General features: G+C 73.5%; 17 protein-coding genes. 4 read left to right on the top strand and 13 right to left on the bottom strand.

Going from position 1 to position 20,628, the window contains the following annotated elements; all coding sequences use genetic code 11:
* Positions 1-41 precede the first annotated feature (41 nt).
* The 3 genes from E6U81_RS07915 to E6U81_RS07905 are packed head-to-tail and all read right to left on the bottom strand — an operon-like array spanning position 42 to position 4,607.
* Entirely contained in the window at positions 42-749 is a 708-nt protein-coding gene (locus E6U81_RS07915) for a GNAT family N-acetyltransferase (protein ID WP_136229379.1), read from the bottom strand.
* Between the two features lie 33 nt (positions 750-782).
* The gene (locus E6U81_RS07910; protein WP_136229378.1) at positions 783-3,134 is read right to left on the bottom strand and encodes an IucA/IucC family protein; all 2,352 of its coding nucleotides are present in this window, start codon (positions 3,132-3,134) and stop codon (positions 783-785) included.
* A gap of 21 nt (positions 3,135-3,155) precedes the next feature.
* The gene (locus tag E6U81_RS07905) at positions 3,156-4,607 is read right to left on the bottom strand and encodes a diaminobutyrate--2-oxoglutarate transaminase family protein (RefSeq protein ID WP_136229600.1); all 1,452 of its coding nucleotides are present in this window, start codon (positions 4,605-4,607) and stop codon (positions 3,156-3,158) included.
* A 168-nt stretch (positions 4,608-4,775) separates the two neighbouring features.
* Between E6U81_RS07905 and E6U81_RS07900 the strand changes: the two genes are divergently transcribed.
* Entirely contained in the window at positions 4,776-5,945 is a 1,170-nt protein-coding gene (locus E6U81_RS07900) for a hypothetical protein (RefSeq protein WP_136229377.1), read from the top strand.
* Positions 5,946-6,088: 143 nt separating this feature from the next.
* Here E6U81_RS07900 and hflX read toward each other — a convergent pair whose 3' ends face one another.
* The 6 genes from hflX to miaA form a co-directional block, all read right to left on the bottom strand.
* On the bottom strand, positions 6,089-7,594 hold the full coding sequence (gene hflX, locus E6U81_RS07895; RefSeq protein WP_136229376.1) for a GTPase HflX: 1,506 nt from the start codon (positions 7,592-7,594) through the stop codon (positions 6,089-6,091).
* A 133-nt stretch (positions 7,595-7,727) separates the two neighbouring features.
* The gene (locus E6U81_RS07890) at positions 7,728-9,230 is read right to left on the bottom strand and encodes a M1 family metallopeptidase (RefSeq protein ID WP_136229375.1); all 1,503 of its coding nucleotides are present in this window, start codon (positions 9,228-9,230) and stop codon (positions 7,728-7,730) included.
* A gap of 122 nt (positions 9,231-9,352) precedes the next feature.
* Complete coding sequence (locus tag E6U81_RS07885) at positions 9,353-11,434, bottom strand: HD domain-containing protein (protein WP_136229374.1); 2,082 nt, start codon at positions 11,432-11,434, stop codon at positions 9,353-9,355.
* 140 nt (positions 11,435-11,574) lie between these two features.
* Positions 11,575-12,450, bottom strand: a complete 876-nt coding sequence (dapF, locus tag E6U81_RS07880) for a diaminopimelate epimerase (RefSeq protein ID WP_136229373.1) — start codon at positions 12,448-12,450, stop codon at positions 11,575-11,577.
* Between the two features lie 52 nt (positions 12,451-12,502).
* Complete coding sequence (locus E6U81_RS07875; protein WP_031146421.1) at positions 12,503-13,015, bottom strand: hypothetical protein; 513 nt, start codon at positions 13,013-13,015, stop codon at positions 12,503-12,505.
* A gap of 132 nt (positions 13,016-13,147) precedes the next feature.
* Positions 13,148-14,086, bottom strand: coding sequence for a tRNA (adenosine(37)-N6)-dimethylallyltransferase MiaA (miaA, locus tag E6U81_RS07870; protein WP_031146418.1), 939 nt, complete (start codon positions 14,084-14,086; stop codon positions 13,148-13,150).
* A gap of 175 nt (positions 14,087-14,261) precedes the next feature.
* On the opposite strand from miaA, the gene E6U81_RS07865 reads away from it, so the two are divergent.
* Positions 14,262-14,471: a hypothetical protein gene (locus E6U81_RS07865; protein ID WP_031146416.1), complete on the top strand. Its 210-nt coding sequence runs from the start codon at positions 14,262-14,264 to the stop codon at positions 14,469-14,471.
* A gap of 23 nt (positions 14,472-14,494) precedes the next feature.
* Positions 14,495-14,740: an antitoxin gene (locus E6U81_RS07860; RefSeq protein ID WP_136229372.1), complete on the top strand. Its 246-nt coding sequence runs from the start codon at positions 14,495-14,497 to the stop codon at positions 14,738-14,740.
* A gap of 147 nt (positions 14,741-14,887) precedes the next feature.
* Here E6U81_RS07860 and E6U81_RS07855 read toward each other — a convergent pair whose 3' ends face one another.
* The gene (locus E6U81_RS07855) at positions 14,888-15,610 is read right to left on the bottom strand and encodes a hypothetical protein (protein ID WP_136229371.1); all 723 of its coding nucleotides are present in this window, start codon (positions 15,608-15,610) and stop codon (positions 14,888-14,890) included.
* A gap of 57 nt (positions 15,611-15,667) precedes the next feature.
* A complete protein-coding gene (gene miaB, locus E6U81_RS07850) occupies positions 15,668-17,191 on the bottom strand; it encodes a tRNA (N6-isopentenyl adenosine(37)-C2)-methylthiotransferase MiaB (protein ID WP_136229370.1) in 1,524 nt (507 codons plus the stop codon).
* Positions 17,192-17,366: 175 nt separating this feature from the next.
* On the opposite strand from miaB, the gene E6U81_RS07845 reads away from it, so the two are divergent.
* Positions 17,367-18,362, top strand: a complete 996-nt coding sequence (locus E6U81_RS07845) for a TAXI family TRAP transporter solute-binding subunit (RefSeq protein WP_136229369.1) — start codon at positions 17,367-17,369, stop codon at positions 18,360-18,362.
* A 6-nt stretch (positions 18,363-18,368) separates the two neighbouring features.
* Here E6U81_RS07845 and E6U81_RS07840 read toward each other — a convergent pair whose 3' ends face one another.
* Together E6U81_RS07840 and E6U81_RS07835 are read right to left on the bottom strand one after the other, a co-directional pair.
* Positions 18,369-19,394, bottom strand: coding sequence for an ROK family protein (locus E6U81_RS07840; protein WP_136229599.1), 1,026 nt, complete (start codon positions 19,392-19,394; stop codon positions 18,369-18,371).
* A gap of 84 nt (positions 19,395-19,478) precedes the next feature.
* Positions 19,479-20,615, bottom strand: a complete 1,137-nt coding sequence (locus E6U81_RS07835) for a LacI family DNA-binding transcriptional regulator (protein WP_206309874.1) — start codon at positions 20,613-20,615, stop codon at positions 19,479-19,481.
* Between the last annotated feature and the right edge of the window lie 13 nt (positions 20,616-20,628).

Raw genomic sequence — 20,628 nt, 5'->3', positions numbered from 1 at the left:
GTGCGAAGCGACGACGACGGTCGGGGCGTGCGGGGCAGGGATCAGAGGAGATTGCGCAGGGCCCGCTCCCGGACCATCAGGGCGGCGCGCTTCTCGGGAAGGTCGATTTCCGCATGGCAGCGGAAGCCTGAGCTGAGGAAGGCCGATACGGAGGGGGTGTTGCGGATGTCCGGCTCCGCGACGATGCGTGTGCAGCGGGGGCGGTTGCCGAGGACCAGGTCGGCGACGGCGCGGAGCAGGGCCGTGCCCAGCCCGCGGCCGCGGTTCGTACCGTCTCCGATGAGCAGGTGGATACCCGCGTCGTGGGGGCGCGCCGGGTAGTGGCGGGAGAGCGGGTCGAGGTCGGCCCGATAGATCTCCCAGTAGCTCATCGGCGTGCCGTCGAGGAGGCCGAGGCAGGGGATGCTCCGGCCCTCGCCGTCGAGTTGGGACCGCAGGTGGGCCGCGGTGACGGCGGCGGGGCCGGCGAGCTCCCAGTAGGCGGCCACCTCGGGGTCGTTCATCCAGCCGGTGAGGAGTTCCAGGTCTCGGCCCGGCCGTACGGGTTCGAGGCGGAAGGATCCGGCCCGGGTGGTGACGCTGCCCCAGGTGGCCGGTGAGTCGAGCAGGTCTGCCTCGGCGAGCAGGGGCAGCAGGCCGGCGTTGAGGCGCGGTGCGGCGGTGGGCCGGGCGACGCCGAGGGCGTACAAGGCGTCAGGGGCGTCGAGACCGGGTCCGGCGGTATCGACGGCGGTGTCCGTGAGGCGCATCGGGGGCTCTCCTCCGCGTCGGGCGCCGACGCGTCAATCGTGAAGGGGGTTGGTGATGGTGACGTAGACGGACTGGGTGTCGACGGGGCCGACGAGTTCGTCGAGGCCGCCCAGGCGGGTGAGCAGGTTCGCCTTGCAGCGCAGGGTGGGCGAGTCGAGCAGCCGGGTGGGGAGCGGGCCGAGGCCCGCGGCCTTGGCGAGGAAGCGTCGGAAGGCGGCGAGGAGGACGCGTTCGTCGGCGAGGCGCTGGGACCCGAAGGAACCGATCAGGCCGAGCACGTTGTTGATGCCGAGGTAGTAGGCGAAGCGTTCGTCGGTGACGGAGTCGGAGACGAAGGTGTCGCTGCGGGCGCCGATTCCGGGAAGCCGCTGTTCCAGCTCGGCGCGGCGGGATTCGCGGAAGTAGTAGCCCTGGTTGTCGCGGTAGCGGCCCCCGGTCGGCCACCCGACGGGGTCGAGGAGGACCAGGGTGTTCTGCTGGTGCGCTTCGAGGGCGATGCCGGCGAGGGCGTCGAAGGCGAGCACCGGCAGGACCACGTGGTCGAGGTAGCGCAGGAACCACTCGGCGGCGACGGCCGAGGTGCTGTGCCCGGTGGCGGAGGCAAGGCCGGAGACGATCTCGGCAAGGCGGGAGCTCATGGTGGTCCGGCCGGGCCACGGGCCGGGAGAGGTGAGCGCGGCGATGCAGACGGCGTCGTCGCCCGAGCGGAAGGGGTTGTGACGGAGCAGGGCGTCGAGGCCGGGAACGGGGGTGCCGTCCGGGGCGTCCACGGCTACCCAGGCCGGGTCGCGGACGATGTCGAAGCCGGGGTGGGCCGACTGCCACTGCTCGGTGAGGCCGGTGCGGAGCAGCCGGTGGACCTCGACGCCGCGGTGGAGTTCCTTGCGGAGGTTCTCACGGCGGGAGTTGGTGATGCGCAGGCCCAGCGAGAGCTTGAGCATCGCGGGGGCGCCCGGCCGGTGGACGGTGCGGACGGAGGAGGTCGGGTGCCAGGCCTCACCGTGCGGGCCCAGGTCGTGCAGGAGTCCGGCGTCCCGGAGGGCGGTGACGGCGGGGCGTTGGAGCAGTTCGCGGGCCTGCCAGGGGTGCAGGGGAAGGGGGGTGGTGCCGGCGGGCAGCGGAAGTCCGGGGGCGAGCCGGCCGAGGAGTTGTGGTGCGGTGACGGGGCGGCCGCGCTCGGTCCAGGCGGATTCGGTGGCGAGCGCGGAGGGGGCGACCGCGAACCAGTGCAGGGGGAAGGAGCCGTGGAGTTCGGGTGAGTAGCGACGGGCCTCGGCCTCGGAGAGTCCTTCGCGGCTCTTCGGGTCGGGCTGGAGGGGGTGGCCGAGGAGGAGTGACTGTTCGGCGGTGAGGAAGCGGTCCACGCAGGCGGGGGCCGGGGCGGTGGGGCGCTCTCGCCGGTCGGCGATGAACTCGGTGGTACGGCGCACCGAGTCGGCGACCCGGCCGACGAGGTCGGCGCTGCCGCGGCTCTCGCTCGCACCCTCGCGGGCGATCAGCGCGGCGAGGGTGACGGCGTCCAGGCACGGCGCGGTGGCGGCGGTGCCTTCGAGGCGGGCCGGGCCGAAGCGGTGCCAGCCGGTGTGGGACCAGTGGCGGACAGCGACCAGCGCGGCGGTGCCGGATGCGGGAAGGGGGATGCGCAGCGGGCTCCCGGTGGGGCCGTCGGGCCGGTGGAGCCCGGACTCGCGGACCCAGCACCGGAGCAGGTTCTCGACGGCCGCGGCCTCCGCGGCGAGGGCCGGGTCGGGGTGGTCCAGCGGGTCGGGGCCGGCGGTCGGCACCGGTCGGATGAAGTCCGGCCGGCCGGTGCGGGCTCTGGGCGTGCCGTCCTTCTGGCGGGGCACGGTGGCGGTCGTCCCGGCGCCGGCCGCGGCGGGCTGCGGGAACGGCTCGCCCGGGGTGGCCTCCGGGGCCAGGGGGTGCTCGGCCGTGTTCCCGTCGGAGTCGGCGGCGGCGGAACGGTGCCCGGGGGCCGGTTCGGCCGAGGGTGCCTGCGGGTCGGACTCGCCGGGCGCCGGGTCGGCGACCTGCGGGTGTGCCGCGCTACGGGGCGTGGCAGCGGCGGGTGGTGCCGGCGCGCCGGTGGCCGCTGCGGGCGTGGGGGGCAGCCCTGGCCGGGCAGGTTCCGATACCGGCTCGGCGGCCGCCGCGGGTGCGGGATCGGGCACCGGCGACGGCCGTGCCGGGGCGGCGGCTTCGGGCTCGGGGCGCGGAGCCGCCGTGCGGGCCGGGTCAGGCAGGGGTTGCGGCTGGTCCGGCCCTTCCGGGGCGGCTGGGGGCGGGGAGGTGGCGGAAGCCGGGTTGTCCGGAAGGGGGTTGGGGCGCAGCGGTGCGGCCGGGGTGATGGGGGTGGTCGGAGTGGACTGGTGCGGGTCGGGCATCGCGGGTCCTCGGGGTGCGGGTCAGCGGGTCCGGCGGGCAGCGGCCGGGATGGCGTCGGCCAGGCGGTCGAGGACCGCCGCGGCCTGCTCGTCGGTCAGGGTCAGCGGTGGGAGCAGGCGGACCACGGCGCCGTGGCGGCCGCCGAGTTCGACGATCAGACCGCGTTCCAGGCACTCCTGGCGGACGGCCGCGGCGAGGGCCGGTGCGGCGGCCCCGGTGTCGGGGTCGACGAGTTCGAGGCCGATCATGAGGCCGCGGCCCCGGACGTCCCCGATGCAGGGGTGGCCGGAGGCCAGCCCTCGCATGGCCGCCAGCATCCGGTCGCCGAGGACGGCGGCGCGTTCCGCGAGCCGGTTCTCGCGGACGAAGGCGAGCGTGGCGGTACCGGCTGCCATGGCGAGCTGGTTGCCGCGGAAGGTGCCGGCGTGGGCACCGGGGGTCCATACGTCCAGGCCCGACCGGTACACGATCACCGCGAGGGGCAGGCTGCCGCCGATCGCCTTGGACAGGACCATCACGTCGGGCACCACCCCGGCGTGGTCGACGCCCCAGAAGGCTCCGGTCCGGCCGACTCCCGTCTGGACCTCGTCGGCGATGAGGGGGATCCCCCTGGCGGCGGTGATCTCGCGCATGCGGCGCAGCCAGGCGTCCGGGGCGGGGTTGACCCCGCCCTCGCCCTGTACCGGTTCGACGATCAGGCCTGCGGGCAGGGGCACACCGCCCTTGGGGTCGTCGAGGAGGTTCTCCGTCCAGCGGGCGGCGAGTTCGGCTCCCTCGGCGCCCCCGACGCCGAACGGGCAGCGGAAGTCCTGCGGGTAGGGAAGCCGTGTCACCCGGACCTCGGAAGCGCCTCCCGAGGCGTCCAGGGCGCCGGCGCTCATGCCGTGGTAGGCCCCGGTGAAGGCGAGCAGTCCGGAGCGTCCGGTCGCGGTGCGGACCAGTTTGAGGGCGGCTTCCACGGCGTCCGTGCCCGCGGGCCCGCAGAACTGGATGCGCGCGTCGGCGGCCAGGGCCGGCGGCAGGTTGGCGAACAGCTCCGTGGTGAAGGCGTCCTTGACCGGTGTCGCGAGGTCCAGCACGTGGAGGGGGGCACCCGAGTCGAGGACACCGCGGACGGCTTCCAGCACCACCGGGTGGTTGTGTCCGAGCGCGAGGGTGCCGGCGCCGGAGAGGCAGTCGAGGTAGCGGCGGCCGTCGGCGCCCTCGATGGTCAGCCCGCGGGCCCGCACCGGGACGATGGGCAGGGAGCGGGCGTAGGTCCGGGCGGCGGACTCCCGCTGCGCCTGCCTGCGCAGAATGCCGTCGTGGCCTGCTGCGGCGCGGGGTCCCTGCGGCGGCACTTGGGGCTTCGCTTGCGGCGGGGTCTGTGTCGCGGCCGCCGCCCCGACCGGCTCGCTGAAAGCCACGAGTGTCGCTCCTCCCGCACTGGGTGCACTTACGGATTGCCCTTCGAACACCAACGCTCCCCCCATCCCCCGTACGTACCAACGACGGTGACGGCGGCGGATCACGGGTGGACCCAAGATCCTTGTCAAGAAGTGAGCAAGAGGAACCACTGACCCGGGCTAGGTCGTCCAAGACGGCAGCGGCATAGTGGGGGGCTCCACTCCACGCCTCGATCCTCCAGGGGGACGAACGACATGCGACCGAACCGACCGGTCACCGCGACGCTGTGCGCGGCCGCCCTCGTGCTGACCGCCGCCGCCTGCGGCTCCGGTGACGGGGAGGCCGGCGGCGACGCCAAGCCGACCGTGGCGGCGAGCCTGCCGAGCACGGACGGGATCAAGATCCCGGACCAGCTCAAGGAGAAGCTCAAGGAGCGCGGCATCGACGTGGAGAAGTGGAAGGGGGGTGAGTGGAAGAACTGGAAGCAGGAGGACTGGCTCCGCGAGGCGGGCGACTACATCAACCCGATCATCGAGGACCTGTGGAACCCGGACCGCATGCGCGACGCCGAGCAGCCGCAGCGTCCGTCCGTCGACCCGGACGCGGGCAAGGACCAGGGCGTCACCGACCCGACCCCGGCACCGGTCGCTGCCAAGCCGGCCGCCGCGCCCTACCACCAGAGCGTTCCGGAGTCCGGCAAGGTCTTCTTCGACGGCCCCGAGGGCTCGATGGTCTGCTCGGCGACCGTGGTCAAGGACCCCGCGCACCCCGGCAAGTCGAACCTGGTCTGGACCGCGGGCCACTGCGTGCACGCGGGCAAGGCCGGCGGCTGGTACCGCAACATCGCCTTCGTCCCCTCCTACAACAACGCGGGCAAGCCCTCGGCCCAGCTCAAGGGCGCGCCCCGCGAGCAGGTGGCCCCGTTCGGCGTGTGGTGGAGCGACTGGGCACAGACCTCGGACCAGTGGATCGCGACCGGCGGTCCGACCGGCGGCGCGGGTGCTCCGTACGACTTCGCCGTGCTGCACGTGACGCCCGAGAAGGGCAGCGGCAAGTCCCTTGAGGAGACGGTCGGTTCGGCGCTCCCGGTGGAGTTCAACGCGCCCGCAGTGCCGAAGGTCGCGGGCCTCACGGCGACGGGCTACCCGGCGGCGGCGCCGTTCGACGGCCAGAAGGCCTTCCAGTGCACGGACAGGCCGGGACGGCTGACCCTGAAGGCGAACGAGCCGGTGATGTACCGCATCGGCTGCACCATGACCGGCGGCGCCTCCGGCGGCGGCTGGGTCGCGACGGGCGCCAACGGCAAGCCGGCGCTGGTGTCGAACACCTCGATCGGCCCGGCCAAGGCGGGCTGGCTGGCCGGACCGCGGCTCGGCCCGGAGGCGAAGGGCATCTTCGACGCCGTCAGCGGCAAGTTCAAGTAGCCCACGTCCCGAGCCCCCGGGCCTCCGGCTCCGGAGCGGGAACGAACGACCGAGGGCCCCCTGCGTACCGCAGGGGGCCCTCACTCGTCGGACGGGCACGGCCGTCATGCCGTCACCGGCAGGCGACCGGCGCGCCGGTCCGGCTACTGCTTCGCCAGCGCGTACGGCGCCAGGTCCGCCGCCAGTTCCTGATGGACACGTGCCTTGAGCAGGGTGCCCTCCGCGGTGTGCTCCTCGGAGATCACCTCGCCCTCGGCGTGCGCCTTGGCGATCAGCGAGCCGAGCGTGTACGGCACCAGGGCCTCCACCTCGACCTCGGGCCGCGGCAGCTCGGAGTCGATGAGCGCGAGGAGTTCCTCGATGCCCAGGCCCGTCCGCGCCGAGACGGCGATGGAGTGCCGCTCGATCCGCAGCAGCCGCTGCAGGACGAGCGGGTCCGCGGCGTCGGCCTTGTTGATCACCACGATCTCGGGCACGTTCACCGCACCGACCTCGCGGATCACCTCGCGCACCGCCGCCAGCTGCTCCTCCGGCGCCGGGTGCGAACCGTCGACGATGTGCAGGATCAGGTCGGAGTCGCCGACCTCCTCCATCGTGGAGCGGAACGCCTCGACGAGGTGGTGGGGCAGGTGCCGGACGAATCCGACCGTGTCGGCCAGGGTGTAGACCCGGCCGCTCGGCGTCTCGGCCCGGCGCACGGTCGGGTCGAGGGTGGCGAACAGTGCGTTCTCCACCAGCACGCCCGCGCCCGTGAGGCGGTTGAGCAGCGAGGACTTGCCTGCGTTGGTGTAGCCGGCGATGGCGACCGAGGGCACCTTGTTGCGGCGCCGTTCCTGCCGCTTGATGTCACGGCCGGTCTTCATCTCCGCGATCTCCCGGCGCATCTTCGCCATCTTCTCGCGGATCCGGCGCCGGTCGGTCTCGATCTTGGTCTCACCGGGGCCTCGGGTGGCCATGCCGCCACCGCCGCCGCCACCCATCTGCCGGGACAGCGACTGACCCCAGCCACGCAGTCGCGGCAGCATGTACTGCATCTGCGCGAGCGCGACCTGCGCCTTGCCCTCTCGGGACTTGGCGTGCTGGGCGAAGATGTCGAGGATCAGGGCGGTTCGGTCGACCACCTTGACCTTGACGACGTCTTCGAGGGCGATGAGCTGACCGGGGCTGAGCTCACCGTCGCAGACGACGGTGTCGGCGCCGCTCTCCATGACGATGTCACGCAGCTCGCGGGCCTTGCCGGAACCGATGAAGGTGGCCGGGTCGGGCTTGTCGCGGCGCTGGATCACACCGTCCAGTACGAGAGCACCCGCCGTCTCGGCGAGGGCGGCGAGCTCCGCGAGGGAGTTGTCCGCGTCCTGCACCGTGCCGGAGGTCCAGACACCGACGAGCACGACGCGCTCCAGGCGGAGCTGTCGGTACTCGACCTCGGTGACGTCCTCGAGCTCGGTGGAGAGGCCGGCCACGCGGCGCAGCGCCGCGCGCTCGGAGCGGTCGAACTGGTCGCCGTCCCGCTCTCCGTCGATCTCGTGGCTCCAGGCGACGTCCTCTTCCATCAGGGCATCGGCCCGAAGGCTCTCGGTGAAGCTCTGCGAGTCACGCACGTCCTGTGCGTCCTGCGCGTCCTGGGAAGGGGAAGAAGAGGAGGTCATTGGATCCTTACGTCGATTCGAATAGCAGTGTCACGCCTGGCGGGGACACGGTAGCTGTCACGTCCAACGTGTCACACCGCCCGGGGATTCCCCGAACGGACCCGTCGATGGTGACATGCCCGTTCCTCGGCGGTCACACCCTTTTCCCGCCGGACACTGCCTTGCCCGGGGCCGCCTTGCCCGGCGCGGCCCTGTCCGCCGCCGCCGGGGCGCTCCACTCCGGGTGTCCCGGCATCGGCGGGGTCTTCGTCCCGTACAGCCACGGCTCCAGGAAGGCCGCCAGGTCGCGGCCCGCCTCCTGCGAGGCCAGGCGCACGAAGTCCGCCGTGCCCGCGATCCCGTCCCGGTACTGCGTGACCCAGCGCCGTTCGATCCGCTCGAAGGCCGGGGCGCCGATCTCCTGCCGCAGCGCGTACAGGATCAGTGCGGCGCCGTCGTAGACCACCGGCCGGAACAGCCCGATCTTCTCGCCGGGGGCGGCCGCCTTCGGGGCTGCCGGGGGGCCGCCCGCCGCCCGCCACTGGTCGGAGCGCTGGTACGCCTCGCGCATGCGCCGCTCCAGGGAGTACTTGCCGAGCCCGTCGGCGTACAGAGCCTCGTACCAGGTGGCGTGTCCCTCGTTGAGCCACAGGTCGGACCAGGTGCGCGGGCTCACGCTGTCGCCGAACCACTGGTGGGCGAGCTCGTGGACCATCACCGCCTCGACGTACCACTCGGGGTAGCCCTCGCCGGAGAACAGGCTGCTCTCGAAGAGCGAGAGGGTCTGCGTCTCCAGCTCGAAGCCGGTCGTGGCCCGCGCGATCAGCACTCCGTAGTTCTCGAAGGGATAGCGGCCGACCCGCTCCTCCATCCACTCGATGTGGCCGGCGGTCTTCTTCAGCCAGGGGTCGAGCCGCTGCCGGTCGGCGGCGGGCACCACATCGCGCAGCGGCAGCCCGTGCGGTCCGGTCCCGTGCACGACGGCGGAGCGGCCCACCGAGACCTGGGCGAGCTCGGTGGCCATCGGGTGCCGGGTCCGGTACGTCCACGTCGTGGAGGGGCCCGTACCTCGGGCAGGGGCCACCTGGAGCCCGTTGGCGACGGCCGTGAGCCCGGCGGGGGCGGTGATCCGGAAGGTGAAGACGGCCTTGTCCGCGGGGTGGTCGTTGCAGGGGAACACGCGGTGGGCGGCGTCGGCCTGGTTGGCCATGGCCAGACCGTCCTCGGTGGGTACCCAGCCGCCGTCCCCGCGGCCGCGCGGGTCGCTGGTGTGCCGGACCGTGATACGCAGGGCGCCGCCTTCCGCCACCGCGCGCGGCGGGGTCAGTACGAGGTCCTCCCCCACGCTCTCGAAACGTGCGGGCTCCCCGTTGACCTCGGCGGACGCCACCTTGCCATGGGTGAAGTCCAGGTTGATGCGCTCCAGCGGCTCCAGCGCCCGGGCGTCGATGACGGTGACCGCGTCGAGCGGGGTCAGGTTGTCCTTGTAGGTGAAGGACAGGTCGTACGCGAGCACGTCGTAGCCCGGGTTGCCGAGCTCGGGGAAGAGTCGGTCGCCGATGCCCAGGGGCTTCGGCGGGGGCAGTACCGCGGCGACGAGGGTGAGGGAGGCCGCGGCGAGCAGGGCGGCGCGCAGGCGGGGGGAGGAAAGCTGCATCCACCACCGCTTACCAGCGTCCGCCGCGGCGCCGCGTGCGGCGCGCGCCGGGTCCACCCGAACGGGACCTTCCGGCGCCGTACGGGCCTAGGGAGTGTCCGGCCCGGGCGGCGGGGCACCCGCTACGCGCGGCCGACGTCGTAGACGCCCGGCACGTCCCGCATGGCGCGCATCAGCGCGGGGAGCCCGGCCGCGTCGGGCAGCTGGAGGGTGTAGGTGTGCCGGACCCGCCCCTCGACCGGGGGTTCGACGGTCGCGGAGACCACCTCGACGCCCTCGCGGGCGATGGCCTCGGTCAGGTCGGCCAGCAGGTGCGGGCGGCCGAACGATTCAGCGAGCAGGGTGACCCGGCAGTCCGCCGTGGCCCGCCAGTGCACGGCGACGGAGGTGCGGCCCACGGCGCGCATCTGCGCGACGGCCGCGCACTGGATGCGGTGCACGGTGACGGCGCCGCCGCGGACCAGGAAGCCGGCGACGGCGTCCGGCGGGACCGGGGTGCAGCACCCGGCCAGCCGGACGGTGGCGTCGGGCAGGTCGGCCACGGCGTTGGCCCCGCCGCCCCGGGCTCCGACGACCGACAGCGGCGCCCGCGCGGCCGTCGTGGTGGCCATGGCGCGGTCGGGATGGGACTCGAGCCACCTGCTGATGGCGATGCGGGCGGCGGGCGTGCGGGCGTGGTCCAGCCACTCGGCGGAGGGTCCGGAGGAGGCGTCCTGTGCGAGCAGGAGCTGGACGGTGTCCCCGTCGGACAGCGCCGAGGACAGGGAGGTGAGGCGCCCGTTCACGCGGGCGCCGATACAGCCGTGGGCCGCCTCGCCGTGCTGCGCGTAGGCGGCGTCGATGCAGCTGGCCCCGGCCGGGAGGCCCAGCGTGCCCCCGTCGGCCCGGAACACGGTGATCTCCCGGTCCTGTGCCAGCTCGGCGCGGAGCACGGTCCAGAAGGTGTCCGGGTCGGGGGCGGACTGCTGCCAGTCGAGCAGCCTGGACAGCCAGCCGGGGCGGGTGGGGTCCACGCGCTCCTCGTCCGGGTCGGCGGCGGCGTCCGGTGTCGCGGTGGCGTACGGGTTGCCGAGCGCCACCACGCCGGCCTCGGCGACGCGGTGCATCTGCCGGGTGCGCACGATGACCTCGGCCACGAAACCCTCGGGTGTGGCCACGGCGGTGTGGAGGGACTGGTACAGGTTGAACTTCGGGGTGGCGATGAAGTCCTTGAACTCCGAGACGACCGGGGTGAAGCAGGTGTGCAGCTCGCCGAGCACGCCGTAGCAGTCGGCGTTCTCGCCGACGAGGACGAGGATGCGGCCGAAGTCGGAGCCGCGCAGTTCGCCGCGCGTACGGGCGATGCGGTGCACGGAGACGAAGTGCCGCGGCCGTACCTGCACTTCGGCGCCGATGCCCGCCTCTCGCAGGACGGTCCGTACGGAGTCGGCGATGCCGGGCAGCGGGTCGCGTTCGCCGGCGTGGGCCGCGATGAGGGCGCGGGTGCTCTCGTACTCCTCGGGGTGCAGGATCGCGAAGACGAGGTCTTCCAGCTCGGTCTTGAGGGCCTGTACGCCGAGCCGTTCGGCCAGTGGGATCAGGACGTCGCGCGTGACCTTGGCGATGCGGGCCTGCTTCTCGGGGCGCATCACGCCCAGGGTGCGCATGTTGTGCAGCCGGTCGGCGAGTTTGATGGACATCACGCGGACGTCGTTGCCGGTGGCGACGAGCATCTTGCGGAAGGTCTCCGGTTCGGCGGCGGCGCCGTAGTCGATCTTCTCGACCTTGGTGACGCCGTCGACGATGAAGCAGACCTCGTCGCCGAACTCGGCGCGGACCTGATCGAGGGTCACGTCGGTGTCCTCGACGGTGTCGTGGAGCAGAGAGGCCGTCAAGGTGGTGGTTTCGGCGCCCAGTTCGGCGAGGATCAGGGTTACGGCCAGCGGATGTGTGATGTACGGCTCACCACTTTTTCGCATCTGGCCGCGGTGGGAGCTCTCCGCGAGGAGATAGGCGCGTCGCAGAATGGACATATCGGCGTCCGGATGGTGGGCGCGGTGAGCCTCTGCGACGTGGCCGATCGCGTCCGGGAGCCGGTCCCGGGACGTCGGCCCGAGCAGTGCGGCGCGCCCGAGGCGGCGCAGATCGAGCCTGCTCCGGCCCCGTCTGCGGAGCTCAGGGCGCGCTTCGGGGTGTGCTTCGGGGTTCGTGGCCTCTGCACTCATGGGCACCTCCGGCGGCTTCGACCGGCGGTGGTGGGCATGGGGTGAGCCCTCAGGGCCGGTGCCTGATGTTACCGACCCCACCACGTGGCGCAGTCCACCTCTCGCACAGCGTGAAACGGATCACCCATTAGAGGGAAGCTTCAGGAGAAAGCCGTTTCGGTGAGCCAGGCTTCGTCGAACGCACCGGCGGCCACGATGACGGCCGGTCCGGTCATGTCGATGTGCCCGTCGGGGTGTTCGGTGATGACGAGCGTTCCGCCGGGGAGGTCGACGGTGTACGTGGCCGGTTCGCCGGTGGCGGCGGGGTCCACGCCGTCGCGGCGGATGGCGGCCACGGCGACGGCGCAGGCGCCGGTGCCGCAGGAGCGGGTCTCGCCGGAGCCGCGCTCGTGGACGCGCATGGCGACGTGCCGGGGGCCGCGGTCGACGACGAACTCGACATTGACACCCGTCGGGTAGGCGGACGCCGGGCTGAACGGCGGGGCGGTGTACAGGTTCCCTGCGTCGTCGAGGCTTTCAACGAACGCGACCGCGTGCGGGTTCCCCATGTTCACGTTGCGGGCGGGCCAGCTGCGCGGTCCGACGCTGACGGTGACCTCGCCCTCGGGGAACGCGGCACGGCCCATGGAGACGGTGACGTCGCCCCCCTTGTCGAGGTGCACGCGCTTGACGCCGCCGCGCGTGGCGACGGCGAGGTCCCCCGGCTCGACGTGGCCGGCGTACTGGAGGTAGCGGGCGAAGACGCGCACGCCGTTGCCGCACATCTCGGCGACGGAGCCGTCGCTGTTGCGGTAGTCCATGAACCACTCCGCCTCGTCGGCCAGGTGCGCCGCCTCGGGGTGTGCGGCGGACCGGACGACGTGGAGGACCCCGTCGCCGCCGATGCCGGCGCGCCGGTCGCAGAGCTTCGCGACGGCGGACGCGGGCAGCTCGATGGCGTTGTCCGGGTCCGGGACGATCACGAAGTCGTTCTCGGTGCCGTGGCCCTTGAGGAAGGAGAGGGTGGTCTGCGTCACCCGCCCATCGTACCGATCCCCTGCTCAGAGGCGTCGGGCGACCCGGCGGCGGTCAGCGGAGCCGGGCGACCCGGTACACGGCGAGTCCTACGACGACCAGTGCGACCACGGCGTACAGCGCGGCCATGCGCCAGTCGGGGCGGCGGCCGCTCCCCCTGGCCGGGAGGCCGGGCCAGGTGTAGCCGACCCGTCGGGCGGCCATCATCCCCCAGCCTCCGGCGCAGCAGCTGATGAGGAAGCCGAGCATCGCGACCACGGCTCCGCCGTCGCCGAACTCGAAGGCGAGGGGGAAGGCGAACATCAGCGAGCCGGCGGCGGCGAGCATCACGATGGGGGCGATCTGCCAGACGCGCAGACGGCGCTGCGGTCGCAGCTCGACCTCGAACTCGGGTCCGGCGGCAGCCTCGGCCTCGGCGGTGTCCGGGGCGTCAGGGCCGTCGGGGCTCAGCCGAGCGGGGTCGGCGGGCAGCCCGAGGCCCGCGGTCCCGTCCGTCCCGCCGAGAAGCATCGGGTCCGCTTCCCGCCGGGTGTCGTCCCGCCCGGTGTCACGAGGGCCGGCCTCCATCGCCACGCGCCCTCCCCACTCGGACTCAGTACGCCGCCATGCATCGCAGGTGATCGCACCCGCTGGAGTTTGATGATGGCACGCCCTCGACCCCGCTACGGGCGCCCGGGGCGTCCCGATGCCATCACGTGATCAGGCTGTAACCGCTCGTTCGACCAACGACTCGGCGAGTCCGGGGAGTTCCGCCCGGTCGGCGGCGGCCCCGCTGAGCCAGTGGACGCGCGGATCGCGGCGGAACCAGGAGTCCTGGCGGCGGGCGAACCGCTTGGTCGCCCGGACGGTTTCGGCCCTGGCCTCGTCCTCGGTGCACTCGCCGGCGAGCGCGGCCAGCACCTGCTGGTAGCCCAGCGCCCTGGAGGCGGTGATCCCGTCGCGCAGCCCGCGGGCCTCCAGCGCGCGGACCTCGTCCACCAGCCCGTCCTCCCACATCCGGTCGACGCGCAGCGCGATCCGCTCGTCGAGCTCGGGCCGGGCCACGTCGACGCCGATCTGGACGGTGTCGTAGACGGACTCGTGGCCGGGCAGGTTCGCGGTGAACGGCTTGCCGGTGATCTCGATGACCTCCAGCGCGCGGACGATGCGCCGGCCGTTGCTGGGCAGGATGGCGCGGGCGGCCTCCGGGTCGGCGGCGGCGAGGCGGGCGTGCAGGGCGCCGGGGCCGCGCAGCGTGACCTCCTCCTCCAGCCGGGCACGGACCTCGGGGTCGGTGCCGGGGAACTCCATGACGTCCAGGGCTCCGCGGACGTACAGGCCGGATCCGCCGACGAGGACGGGGGTGCGGCCCTCGGCGAGCAGTTTGTCGATCTCCAGGCGGGCCAGCCGCTGGTACTCGGCGACGTTGGCCGTGTCGGTGACGTCCCAGATGTCGAGGAGGTGGTGCGGGACGCCGCCGCGCTCCTCGGTCGTCAGCTTGGCGGTGCCGATGTCCATCCCCCGGTACAGCTGCATGGAGTCGGCGTTGACGACTTCGCCGTCGAACCGGCGGGCCAGGGCTACGCCCAGGTCGGACTTTCCTGCCGCGGTGGGACCGACGACGGCGATGACCCGCGGGGCGGGGGCTGCTTTCCTCACTGCCCCAGTCTCGCAAACGCCCGGGCATGTACCCGATCGAGCTACGTGACGGGGTGGGAGCGGGGTCGTTGCCCTGGCGGGGTTCCGGCCGGTGGTGCGCCGTGCGCAAGACCGGCGCAGGCCGGTTCGGTCACCGCGGAACTTCACTCACACGAGTAACGTTACGGGAGTAGACATGGGCGTTTTTGATCGGTTTTTTCGTCGTAAGGACGAGGCCGTGACCGAGGAGGTCGCGGCCCCGGCTCCGGCGGCGGAGTCCGGTGTGGCCGAGGAGGCCGAGCCTGCTGTTGCGGAGAGCGAGCCGGTGGAAGCCGTGGAGATTCCGAAGCAGCAGTCGGCGGAGGTGGCCGCGGACAGCGAGGCCGGCGAGGGCGCCCGTACGTAGGACACGCCAACGGAAGGTGACCCATGGGCCTGCTGGACAATCTGAAGGCCAAGCTCGCTCCGGCGAAGGACAAGGTCGGCGGTCTCGCGCAGCAGCACGAGGGCAGGATCGGCGAGGGTCTCGACAAGGTCGCCAAGGCCGTGGATGCCAAGACCAAGGGCAAGTACAGCGGCCAGATCACGAGTGGGACGGGCAAGGCGAAGGACGCCCTGGGGAAGATCGCGCACAAGGACGCCCCCGGCGGGCCGACGCCGCCGGCAGCCTCCTGACGCTGTCACGGAAGGGGCGCGGAACCAGCTGATGCCGGTTCCGCGCCCCTTGGGCGTTCCCGGGCCCGCGGACCGCCCGTGGCCGTCCGTTGGCAGCCCGTGCGCGCGCCCGTACGCGCGCCCTGAGACCTGCCGACGCGGCCGGCGCTACGACCAGGTGGCGACGAAGTACCCGACGCCGTACGGGGCGTCCTCGTACAGCAGCCGTCCGGCGAGGTCCGCGCCCTCGGCGGCGCCGGCCAGCACCTGCCAGGGGGCCCGTCCGGCGGCCTGGAGCTCGCCCGCGAGCCCGGCGTCGATCGCGGCGAGCGCGGCCGTGTCGGCGGCGCCCAGCGCGCCTGCGGCGGCTGCGTCGAAGCCGGCGGCGCGCTCGTCCAGGTAGCCGGGGGCCTTGAGGGTGCGGCAGGCGCTGCCGTCCCCGAGGACCAGCATGGCCACGCGATCGGCGGATCGGCCCAGGTCCGCGCCCAGGAGGCCGCAACCGCTCGGGGGCAGGTCCTCGGCGACGGCCACGCCGGCGACCGGGGCGGCCGCCCATCGGGCCTGCCCCAGCAGCCAGCCGGCCACCGCGAGGGACGCCGGGAGGGCGTCCCCGGTGGCGTGGCCGCTCGGGGGTTCGCCCAGGTCGGGGCCGAGGGTGACGGTCAGGTCCACTCCGAAGCCGGCGAAGCTGCCGGGGGTGCCCTGGTCGTATCCGCCGCCCTCGGCGGCGGCTCCGACCACGACCAGCAGGTCGGGCCGGGAGGCGGCGAGCACCGCGAGCGCGTCGGAGCAGGCGGTGCGGGCGTCGCCGAGTTCGGCGGCGGCGCCCGCGGCGACCTCCGGCACGAGCAGCGGCGGGGCGGGGCAGACGGCGGCGGCTACGAGCATGATCCGCAGCCTAGCCGGACCGCCGCCCCGCAGCCTCGGCAGGAGGCGGGCGCAGCCTCAGGAGGAGGCGGGCACCGCGCAGCCGGAGGCGACGGCCGGCAGGGGTGCCGGGACGCCCAGGGTCGGGATGCCGAGCATGACGCCCGCAGGCTGGGCCGGAGCGGCGTTGCGCTTCTCCCAGGCGTCGCCGGCGCGGGTGCGGCGCACCGTCAGCGTCGGGCCTTCGGCCAGCAGGTGGTGCGGGGCGGCGTAGGTGATGTCCACGGTGACCACGTCGCCGGGGCGGACCTCCTGCTCCGGCTTCGTGAAGTGGACCAGGCGGTTGTCGGGCGCGCGGCCGGAGAGGCGGTGCGTGGCGCCGTCCTTGCGGCCCTCGCCCTCCGCGACCATGACCTCCAGCGTGCGGCCGACCTGCTTCTTGTTCTCGTCCCAGGAGATCTCCTCCTGCAGGGCGACCAGGCGCATGTACCGCTCCTGGACGACCTCCTTGGGGATCTGCCCCTCCATGTCGGCCGCCGGGGTGCCGGGCCGCTTGGAGTACTGGAAGGTGAAGGCGTTCGCGAAGCGGGCCTCGCGCACCGCGTGCATCGTCTGCTGGAAGTCCTCCTCCGTCTCACCGGGGAAGCCCACGATGATGTCGGTGGAGATCGCGGCGTGCGGGATCGCGGCGCGGACCTTCTCGATGATGCCGAGGAAGCGCTCCTGGCGGTACGAGCGGCGCATGGCCTTCAGGATCGGGTCCGAGCCGGACTGCATCGGCATGTGCAGCTGCGGCATCACGTTCGGGGTCTCGGCCATGGCCGCGATCACGTCGTCCGTGAAGTCGCGCGGGTGCGGGGAGGTGAAGCGGACCCGCTCCAGGCCCTCGATCTCGCCGCAGGCGCGCAGCAGCTTGGAGAAGGCCTCGCGGTCGCCCAGGTCCGAGCCGTACGCGTTCACGTTCTGGCCGAGCAGTGTGATCTCCGAGACCCCCTCGGCGACCAGGGCCTCGACCTCGGCGAGGATGTCGCCGGGCCGGCGGTCCTCCTCCTTGCCCCGCAGGGCCGGGACGATGCAGAAGGTGCACGTGTTGTTGCAGCCGACGGAGATCGAGACCCAGGCGGCGTACGCGGACTCGCGGCGGGTGGGGAGCGTGGAGGGGAAGGCCTCCAGCGACTCGGCGATCTCGACCTGCGCCTCTTCCTGGATGCGGGCGCGCTCCAGCAGCACGGGGAGCTTGCCGATGTTGTGCGTACCGAAGACGACGTCGACCCAGGGGGCCCTCTTGACGATCGTGTCGCGGTCCTTCTGCGCGAGGCAGCCGCCGACGGCGATCTGCATGCCCGGGCGCTTGGTCTTCATCGGGGCCAGCCGGCCGAGGTTGCCGTACAGCTTGTTGTCGGCGTTCTCGCGGACCGCGCAGGTGTTGAAGACCACGACGTCGGCGTCGCCGTCGGAGCCCTCGGGCGCGCGGACGTAGCCGGCGTCCTCCAGCAGACCGGAGAGCCGCTCCGAGTCGTGCACGTTCATCTGGCACCCGTAGGTGCGCACCTCGTAGCTTCGCTTCTCGTCCACTGCCTGGCTCCGGTCGCTGCTGGTCATGCAACAAGGGTAGGCGGTGGACGGGAGCCCTCCGGTCGCTGTGCGCCCGGTCACCGGGCGGGACCCGGCCGAATCGGACGAGCTGCAGGTCAAGGGCGTCGGCGGCGGTCGCGGGCGGGGGCTGCGGACAGCCCGCGCCGTGACAGGACGGCGGCCGGGTGGCAGGATCGCGCCCATGCCTCTCGTACCGCCCCGGATCAGCAGGCGCCATGCCCTGCGGGTCCTGGTGGCCGTACTCGCCGTACTCGGCATCCTCACGTGGTGGCTCAAGCCCTTCGGGGAGTCGGAGCCGGAGGGCGAGCTGACCATCAGCACGGGCGCGCGGACCGGTGTCTACCACCGGTACGGACAGCTCCTGCAGCAGGCGCTCGGGCAGGACATGCCCGGGGTGGGCGTCACGCTCGTGACCAGCGAGGGCTCGCAGGAGAACCTGAAGCGGCTGGCCACCGGGGAGGCGGACTTCACCGTGGCCACGGCGGACGCGGTCGCCAAGTACCGCCTCGACGGGAAGCCCGGCGCGGACCTGCTGCGCGGATGCGCGCGGCTCTACGACGACTACGTGCAGCTGGTGGTGCCGGCCGGGTCCCCGGTGCAGTCGGCGCGGGACCTGCGGGGCAAGCGGGTGGCGATCGGCCAGCCCGGTTCCGGGGTGCGGCTCGTCACGGAGCGGCTGCTCACCGCGGCCGGCATCGACCCCGTCCTGGACCTCACGCCGGTGTCCATCGGCATCGACACCATGCCGACCGAGCTGGAGGCGGGCCGGATCGACGCCTTCTTCTGGTCGGGCGGACTGCCGACGAACGCGGTGAAGGAGCTGTCCGAGCGCTTCGACATCCGGCTCGTGCAGCTCGGCGACCTGGTGGAGCAGCTCCAGGAGAGCGGCAGCCCGGCGCGGTACTACCGGACGGCCGTCATGCCGCAGGACGCGTACAGCCGGGCGCGCAACACCAGCGCGGTGACCACCCTGGCCGTGCCGAACCTGCTGGTGACCACGGCCAAGACCGACCCCGGGCTGACCGAGCAGCTGACCCGGACGGTGATCGCCAGCCGCGACAAGGTCGGACGCGCGGTGCACGCGGCACAGCTGGTGGACCTGCGCACGGCGATCTACACCGATCCGCTGGAACTCCACGAGGGAGCCGGCCGGTACTACCGGTCCGTCAAGCCCTGACGACGCTCACCCGGCGGGGGCGGGTCCGGACGAGGGCTCCAAGGACACGGACGGGGTCAGCAGCATCGTCGCCGCCGCGGCCGCGCCGATCAGGCCCGCGTGGGTGCCCAGGGTCGCCGGCACCACCTGGAGTTCCTGGACGAAGGAGAGCGTGGCGTACTGCGCGAGGTGGGTGCGGATCGGGCCGAAGAGGGTGTCCCCGGCAGCGGCAACTCCGCCTCCGATGACCGCGATGTCCGTTTCCACGAGGGTGGCGCTCGCCGCGATAGCGGCGGCCAGGGCGCGGCCGGCGCGGTCGAAGGCGGCCCGTGCGATCGGGTCGCCCTGCGCGGCGGCCGCGGCCACGCCCGCCGCCGTGGCATCGCGCGCGGTGCCCGGGCCGGCGGTGCCGTTCGCGCCGACGGAGCCGCCCGTACCGGAGCCCGCCGAGGGGGTCCAGCCCTGATCGCGGGCCCAGCGGGCGATCGCCGTGCCGGAGGCGATCGACTCGACGCAGCCGCGGCCGCCGCAGACGCACGGCTCGCCGTCGAAGGCCACGCTGATGTGGCCGATGTGGCCTGCGTTGCCGGTGGGTCCGGGGTGGAGCTGGTTGTTCAGGACCAGGCCGCCGCCGACACCCGTGGAGACCACCATGCACAGGGCGTTCGCGTAGCCGCGGGCCGCACCCAGCCAGTGCTCGGCCGCGGTCATCGCCACGCCGTCACCGGCCAGTACGGTCGGCAGATCGGCCCCGCGCGCCGCGAGCTCCGCCGCGATCCGCTCCTGGACGGGGAAGTCCCGCCACGCCCCGATGTTGACCGGGCTGACCGTGCCCCGGGAGGTGTCCACGGGGCCGGCGCTGCCGATTCCGCAGCGGACCGCGGAAGACCACAGCGGTGACGCGGACAGGTCGGCGACGACCTCCGCCACAGCCGCCATGACACCGTCGGCGTCCACTCCGCGCGGGGTGGGGCGACGGGTGGTGGCCGTCATCGTGCCGTCGGGGTGCACCAGCGCCCCGGCGATCTTCGTGCCGCCGATGTCGATCGCCACCGTCGGTCCGGCCGCCGCTGCGGCGGCGCGCGGTGGGGCTGGCGGGGCGGTGGGGGTGATCACGGTGGCGGCTCCAGGAAGGGGTCAGGAATCAGTATGCGCCGGGGGCGGCGCCGTGCTCTCGCGGGGCTCCAGCCTCGGCCGCTCGCTCTCGCGGACCCCGGGCGGACCGCCGGCGAGTACGGCCAGCAGTTCCTCGGCGGCCAGCCGTCCGAAGCCGGCCGTGTCGCGGACGAGGGCGGTGAGGCGGGGGTGGGTGACCCGGCACAGCGCGGAATCGTCCCAGGCGACGATCGAGAGCCGGTCCGGCACGGGGATGCCCAGCTCGGCGGCGACCGCGCTGCCGGCGACGGCCATCACGTCGTTGTCGTAGACGAGCGCGGTCGGGGCCTGCGGCTCGGCGAGGACCCGGCGGGTGGCGGCCGCGCCCTCGGCGTCGGAGTAGTCGGTGACCACCGAGCGCACGTGGTCGGGGCCCAGGCCGCGGCGCTCGGCCTCGGCCCGCAGGGACTCCATCCGGCGGACCGTGTGCGCGAGGCCGGGGAGCCCCGCGATGTGGACGATCCGGCGGTGGCCCAGCCCGTGGAGGTGCTCCAGGACCTGCGCCATCGCACCCGCGTCGTCGGCCCGTACCGAGGACAGGGGCGGAGGGAGCGCGAGGGCCGGGGATCCCGGGACCGGCGCGGGCTCGGGGACCGGCGCGGGCTCGGGGACCGGCGCGGGCTCGGGGACCGGCGCGGGCTCGGCCGGGGGGCCGGGCTCCCCGATGGTGACCGCGGGCAGGCCCAGCTCCGCCAGGAGCGCGGGGCGCGGGTCCCCCGTGCGCGGGTCGACGACGAGTACGCCGTCCACCCGCCGTTCGGCCCACCAGCGGCGGTAGACCGCGCATTCGGCGTCCACATCCTCGACGACCTGGAACAGCAGGGCGGTCCGGGCCGCGGCGAGGACCTCCTGGATGCCGGAGACGAGCTGGAGGAAGAAGGACTCGACGCCGAGGGTGTGCGCGGGGCGGGCCAGGACGAGCCCGACCGCACCGGAGCGTTCGCCGGACAGGGCGCGGGCCGCACTGTTGGCCTGCCAGCCGAGTTCCTCGGCGACGAGGCGGATCCGGGCCCGGGTGTCCTTCGAGACGCCCGGCCGGCCGTTGAGCGCGAAGGAGACGGCGCTCTCCGACACTCCGGCCCGGCGGGCGATGTCCTTGATCGTGGGTCTGCGGGCCATGGCCTGCCTCATC

The sequence above is a fragment of the Streptomyces sp. A0592 genome (assembly GCF_004795115.1).
GTDB classification, from domain to species: Bacteria; Actinomycetota; Actinomycetes; order Streptomycetales; family Streptomycetaceae; genus Streptomyces; species Streptomyces erythrochromogenes.
Note: the sequence above shows the minus strand (reverse complement) of the source record. Positions and strands in the feature narration are given on the sequence as shown.